The sequence below is a fragment of the uncultured Phenylobacterium sp. genome (assembly GCF_902826855.1).
In the GTDB taxonomy this organism is placed as follows: Bacteria; Pseudomonadota; Alphaproteobacteria; order Caulobacterales; family Caulobacteraceae; genus Phenylobacterium.
The window spans coordinates 1-5,795 of sequence record NZ_CADEGK010000253.1 but is presented as its reverse complement, the minus strand read 5'-3'; the positions used below and the strand labels follow the sequence as shown (position 1 = coordinate 5,795).

5 protein-coding genes and 1 pseudogene are annotated in these 5,795 nt (G+C 64.9%); 5 read left to right on the top strand and 1 reads right to left on the bottom strand.

Translation table 11 applies throughout. The annotated features are described in order from the left end of the window. Nucleotides 1–100: 100 nt before the first annotated feature. The 5 genes and pseudogenes from QZV94_RS22480 to QZV94_RS22460 all read left to right on the top strand — a co-directional run. Nucleotides 101–469: a hypothetical protein gene (locus tag QZV94_RS22480; protein WP_293682257.1), complete on the top strand. Its 369-nt coding sequence runs from the start codon at nt 101–103 to the stop codon at nt 467–469. Further along, the gene (locus QZV94_RS22475) at nt 453–2,969 is read left to right on the top strand and encodes an Hsp70 family protein (protein ID WP_293682254.1); all 2,517 of its coding nucleotides are present in this window, start codon (nt 453–455) and stop codon (nt 2,967–2,969) included. Before QZV94_RS22480 ends, QZV94_RS22475 begins: the two co-directional genes overlap by 17 nt. A 107-nt stretch (nt 2,970–3,076) precedes the next feature. Continuing rightward, a complete protein-coding gene (locus QZV94_RS22470) occupies nt 3,077–3,616 on the top strand; it encodes a GIY-YIG nuclease family protein (protein WP_293682251.1) in 540 nt (179 codons plus the stop codon). After that, a complete protein-coding gene (locus QZV94_RS22465) occupies nt 3,613–4,869 on the top strand; it encodes a hypothetical protein (RefSeq protein WP_293682248.1) in 1,257 nt (418 codons plus the stop codon). The genes QZV94_RS22470 and QZV94_RS22465 overlap by 4 nt, the downstream gene beginning before the upstream one ends. A 142-nt stretch (nt 4,870–5,011) precedes the next feature. Beyond that, nucleotides 5,012–5,278: pseudogene (locus QZV94_RS22460) on the top strand (alpha/beta family hydrolase); the annotation flags it as partial. 41 nt (nt 5,279–5,319) lie between these two features. On the opposite strand, the gene QZV94_RS22455 reads toward QZV94_RS22460, so the two are convergent. Then, on the bottom strand, nt 5,320–5,795 hold a 476-nt coding region (locus QZV94_RS22455), incomplete at its 5' end, for a hypothetical protein (protein WP_293682242.1).

The window sequence follows — 5,795 nt, the reverse complement described above, 5'->3', positions numbered from 1 at the left end:
TGCCGGCTTGAAGATCGTGTGATCGACCATCTCCCCGAATGTGGCGGGACTCCGACCGGCTCGCTTCTGAGGCCCGCGCGATCGCGGAAGGCTGGAACCAATGACATCGTCTTCGGAAGACGCCTTTTCGAAACTCGCGGTCGATCATTGGAGATTGATCCGGGTTTTGGCTCGCTTGGTTGATCGTCTCCCGCAGGAAAGCCAGGCCCGCGTCGCCGCGCAGGCTCGCTTTGCCGGCTCCCAGCTGGACTCCCTGGTGAAGGATCAGGGTCTGAGCCTCGTGACCTTCGAGGGCAGGGCGTTCGATCCGAGCCTTCCGGTGACCGCCGTCAACGCAGACGACTTTGTCGGCGCTTCGGCGCTGCTGGTCAGCGAGACGGTCGAACCGACGGTCATGGCCGACGGACGGGTCATTCAACTCGGCAAAGTCTTAGTTTCGCAAGGAGGGGTGGATGCATCTCGGAATTGATCTGGGCACCTCGAACTCAGCGATCGTCGCCCATGAGGGCTCGCAGCTAAGGCTCTTCAAGACGCCCGACGGCACCGACGTGCTGCCGAGCGCCCTCTACATCGACCCCCGCGGTCACCGCTTTGTCGGTCGGCGGGCCTACGAGCAGGCGGCGCTGAACCCTGACAACGTGGCCCGGGAATTCAAACGACTGATGGGGACAAGCACGCCGCTTCGTCTGGCCAAGGAGACGGTCACCCTCAGTCCGGAAGAGGCGTCGGCCGAAATCCTACGCGCGCTCCTCGAACAGGCCCGGACGGAGGCAGGAGACAAGCCCATCGAAGGAACGGTGATCACGATCCCGGCCGCCTTCAACCAGATGCAGACCGAGGCCACGATCGCGGCGGCCGACTTGGCCGGAATCTCGCCCGTCGGCCTTCTGCACGAACCGATCGCCGCAGCCATGGCGTCTATGGCGAACTCGAGCGTGCGGAGCGGCCAATTCCTCGTCTACGACCTGGGCGGCGGCACGTTCGACGTCGCGCTAGTCCAGGCCAGCAGCGGCACGGTCAACATCGTCGCCCACGAGGGCGTCAACATGCTCGGCGGCAAGGACTTCGACGAGATGCTGATGCGGGAGATCATCTCGCCTTGGCTCGAAAAGAACTTCGACTTAGCGCCGGACTACCGGCTCGATCCGGATTTCGCCCGCCTCCTGAAGCGGGTGAAGCTGCGTGTCGAGCAGGCCAAGATCGAACTCTCCACCCGAGAAGCCACCAGCATCTTCCTGGGAGATGACGAGCTTCGCCTGAAGGATCGGGCGGGCAAGGAGCTATTCCTCGATATCGAATTCACCCGCGCGGACCTCGAAAAGCTGGTCGCACCGCGCATCGAACGCACGATCGAGCTTTGCCTCAAGGTCATCAAGGACAACGGGTTCGTTCCCGGCGACCTCGATCGCGTGGTGCTAATCGGGGGGCCCTCGAAGATGCCGCTCGTGCGGCAGAGAGTACCGGAAGCCCTGGGCATCCCCGCCGACCTGACGACCGATCCGATGACCGCCGTCGCCACGGGCGCCGCCATCTATGCCGAGAGCCGGGTCTGGTCCGGCGATCAGACCGAACGCAAGTCGTCACGCGCCTCCCAGCAGGCGCAGGCCGGTCAGCTCGTTAAATATGACTATCCGGCCCGCATCGCCGAGGATCGGGCCAGCCTGCGCGTAACGACCCAGGCCCCGGTGTTGGGCAGCCGCATCCGCGTCGAGGGCTTTGACGGATGGTCGTCCGGCGATATCGATCTTGAATCGAAGATGCGGGTCGAGCTGCCCCTGGCGCAGCCGGGCGAGCACCGCTTCCGGGTTGTTCTGACCAGCCCGGGCCATCCGCCGCAGATCACCGAGATCGTCATCACCCGCACCTTCGCCTCCAGCGCCGGCGTGCCCGCGACCCTGACGATCTGCGTGGCTGTCGAACAGGATGTGGGCGGCTCTCGCCGCGAGGTCCTGCACCCCATCGTCCGCAAGGGCACCATCCTGCCGGCAAGCGGCCGCGAGAAATTCCGTGCTGGCCGGTCCATCGTTGGTGGCGGCGACGACTACATCGACATCAAGGTGTTTCAAGCCCCAGATGATGTCGCCGACCCCAACCTGAGCATGCTTGTCGGTGTGTTTCGATTGGAAGCCAACAAGCACCTTCAGCGCGGCGAGACCCTGCGCCAGGGCCAGGCGATCAACATCGATTGGACGATGAGCGACAACGGGCTGATCGACGCCAAGATCGAGATCCCCGAACTCTCCTATGTTTTCGACATGGGAAAGGTCTTCTCGCCGAAGGCGGGGCACAAGAACTTCGATGGCGACGACGGCGCGGAGCTCGCCGACGGACTGCTCGAGGACGCCCGCTCTGCGGTTGAAGACGTCGGCGAGGTGCTCGGCGAAACGGCCTGGATTGACGTTCAGAAACTCAAGCAGCGGGTCGAAGCGCAAAAGGCGGCGATTTCGAGCTCGACCGACCCTGATGTCCGCCGTCAGGCGGCCGAAGAGTCCTTGTTTGTCCGTCAGGAAGTGGCGCGCCTACGCAGCGCGCCAGAGAATCAGAACCTGGTCATCAGTCGTGAGTTGGCCAGGATCGAGGAGCTTTATGACGGCATCGCCAGCCAGCTGGCCGACGAGGCCTTGGGTGCTCGTGTCCACCAGCTGTCGGCCACGGCTCGCCAGTTTCTAGACCAGGGCGATCACCAGCAGGCCGAGTCCTGCATCAACCAGATCCGGTCGCTGGTGCTCGGGGAGATGATGCGTCATCCCGCGTTCCTGGTGGGGCACTTCGAGCAGCTCGCAGAGGAGCGCTACGTCGCCATCGACAAAGCACTTCACGATAAGCACGTGCAGGTGGGTCTGTCCGCCATCAAGGCTGAGGATTGGGATGCGCTTCGCCGGGTGAACGCCGGTCTCATCGACAACCGGTTTGCGGCGGCTCCGGCGGAGCCCCTGACCAGCCAGCTTGTCGGCCTGGTGCGCGGATAGCCAAGCTAGTGGATGACCATGCTGGAGCGGTTGATCCATTCCCGCGTGTTGGCTTCGCCGAGACCTGGTCTCGGGCGGACCTGATCGCGCGGCCATGCCCCGCGCCGGTGGCCGCAGGAGTCTACGCCTGGTTCTTTTCCCAAGTCCCCGCCGGCATCGACACGCGCGGATGCTATGCTGCCGATGGTTGGACGCTGCTCTACGTCGGCATCTCACCCAAGGAGCCGCCCACCAACGGAAGGGCGCCCTCCCGCTCGACCCTTCGGCAGAGGCTGCGCACCCATTTCACCGGCAACGCTGCCGGCTCCACGCTGCGTAAGACCCTCGGCTGTCTTCTGGCCAGGGAGCTCGACATCGCCTTGCGCCGGGTCGGGAGCGGCGACAGATACACCCTGACCAATCCCGGCGAGCAGCGCCTCGATGCTTGGATGGCGGATCATTGCCGGGTTGCCTGGCGAGAGGTCGCCGACCCCTGGCGCCTGGAGCGGGAGATCCTGGCCTCGGGCCTGCCGCTCCCACTCAACATTCGCGATAATCCCAGCCTCGCTCATACCGCCGTCGTTCAGGCCGCGCGCGCCACCGCCATGCGAGCGGCCGAGGCGCTGCCAATCGTCGCTGACAGCGGCGGCCCGCGGCGTGGGCGATGACGGCTTCTGAGGATCTGTTCAGGTGTCTCAAGGCGCTGGCGCGGCATCCCGCGCAGCGTGCGACCTCCTCTTCAGAGCCTGACTTCGTGGCGTTTAAGCAGAGCGTCCAGGCCCGTTTTCCAGAAGTCGGCAACACATTCGGTCTGAACTTTGCCCTCAGCGCAGCGCTCGACCGTCTTGGCATCGGCCAGCGACCAGGGGCGCCGCCGCCAGACATCGCGGCGGCGGTGGCGCGCCTGGAGGAGGCTTTTCAGGCGACACATACCAACCTGATTCACCTGTGCCCCTTGGACGCCGCCGACGAGGTGCCCGACCTATGGTTCGGTCCCAACATGGTGACATCGTTGTCGGTCGAGGATCTGCGGGCCTTACTGGCGCCGATTGGCCCCGGAGCCGCCTCGGTCGACCCACGCTTCGCCCAGTTCCGATGGCTCATTGTGCGGGAGCGCGTCGCCGTCGAGCATGAGCCTGGCCGCCGCGCGTTTCCCTTCCTCTTCGACGCCCGAGAGGATTTCGCGCGCATCGAACCCCATAAGCGGCGCTATCCCTTGGTCGTTGAGCAGGCGATTTTCGCCCTGCTTCTGGCGCCCTGGGAGGACCTGGTCGAACACGCCGACTTCAACTGGCGGGCTTTCCAGATCCCTTGGGTTTACACGGTGGAGGACGATCTGTTCGTCCGCCCCGCGGCCTTGCCGTCAGCCGACAGCCTGACTTGGGAGACGCAGCACGTCGACGACGGCACTGAGGAAGGCGACGAGTACGAGCGACCGGCGGCCTTCCACTTCGAGCCGCCCATCGGCGCCCTTGACAATGTCGTCAGCGACGAGCGCTGGCTTGCTGTCGAGCGCGCCTTGGCGTCGGACCTGTTCACCACGCCGATCGCACACTTCCTCGTCGCCGCTTTCCTGGGCGAGGGCATCGATGAATTCATCGGGCATCTAACCGCCCTTGAGGCCAGTTTAGGCCTTCGCGCCGATCAGAGCCGGGAAAAGGTGCTGAGCGCACGGATCAGCGCCCTGCTGCACGATCCCGCCGCTGCGACGATCTATGGCGAGCTGTTCAACCTACGCAGCGAATACGTCCATGGCCGCGCGATGGGGGTCATTAGCGGCGCCGCGCGCGTCGCGGCGCGTCGCCTTGCTCGCCAGGTGGCCGATGCTCTCGTTGGAAGCGTGTTGGATCCGACAGATGACCGTCATGCCTACCTGCAGCGTCTCGCTCCTAGCAAGCTGCCAAAGCCCCCGAAGACCTAAGCTGGCTGTCGCCTGAATGGGGGGAAGGCGTTCCCCTGCGGCCGAGCCTTGAGGTCTCGGCCGACCCCTTCGAGCGGGGACACCCCGCAGCGCCCCGGCGAAGGAGAGCAGCTGTCGGGCGTGCTCGGTCCCGCCGCGCTCCGCGGCTCCTACCCGCGCCGAACACCTGTCGGACGTCGCCGTTCCGATGTTGTTTCTGCAGGGATCTCATGACGCGCTCGCCGAACTCGACTTGCTGCAGCAGACGGTCGCTGCAATCGGCGATCGCGCCACGCTCTATCTGATCGCCGACGCCGACCACGCCTTTCATGTGCCAGCACGAACGGGACGCAAAGACGCCGACGAGCTCGCCTCAGCCCTGGAGACCGCCGCCCGATGGATGGGGAGATGCGCCAGAGCGGACAGTTGATCCGTCTGGCGCCTTGACCCCTTGCCTCGATAGCGGCGCGGCTATGCCGCGTTGGCCGCTACCGGTGCCGCGTCGGCCTTTGTCACCGAGAACCCGTAGGGAAACTTGACCATCGCCCCGGCGGGCACGGGCTGGCTGTAGGTGAACTTGGCGAGACGGAGCGGGACGAGCATCTCATTGGCGAGGCTCGTCTCGAAGCTGGCCTGTGACCGGGTCCGATACATCCGCTTGTCAACAAGATAGGCGGGGTCGTCAGCCTGAAGCACGCTGCGGCCCTCCACATGGACATCCTCGACGGTGAATTGGCCGTCGTTAGACAAGGTCACGTCGATCGAGACGCCGTGAGCCTTGCCTGGCAGCAGGAAGAAGCGATCGACTTCGCCGACCAGGCAGCCCGCGATGAACTCGAAACTCGATTCCAAGGCGGAGTAGGCCTGCAGGTCGAAGACTTCACTGTAGCACCGGACCTTGTGGTCCCGCCGCCGCTCGCCCTGAGCGTTGAAGAAGATCTCGAACA

Coding starts and splice junctions, on each gene's coding strand:
- QZV94_RS22480 (WP_293682257.1), top strand. CDS start 101: ATGACATCGTCTTCGGAAGACGCCTTTTCGAAACTCGCGGTCGATCAT.
- QZV94_RS22465 (WP_293682248.1), top strand. CDS start 3,613: ATGACGGCTTCTGAGGATCTGTTCAGGTGTCTCAAGGCGCTGGCGCGG.
- QZV94_RS22475 (WP_293682254.1), top strand. CDS start 453: ATGCATCTCGGAATTGATCTGGGCACCTCGAACTCAGCGATCGTCGCC.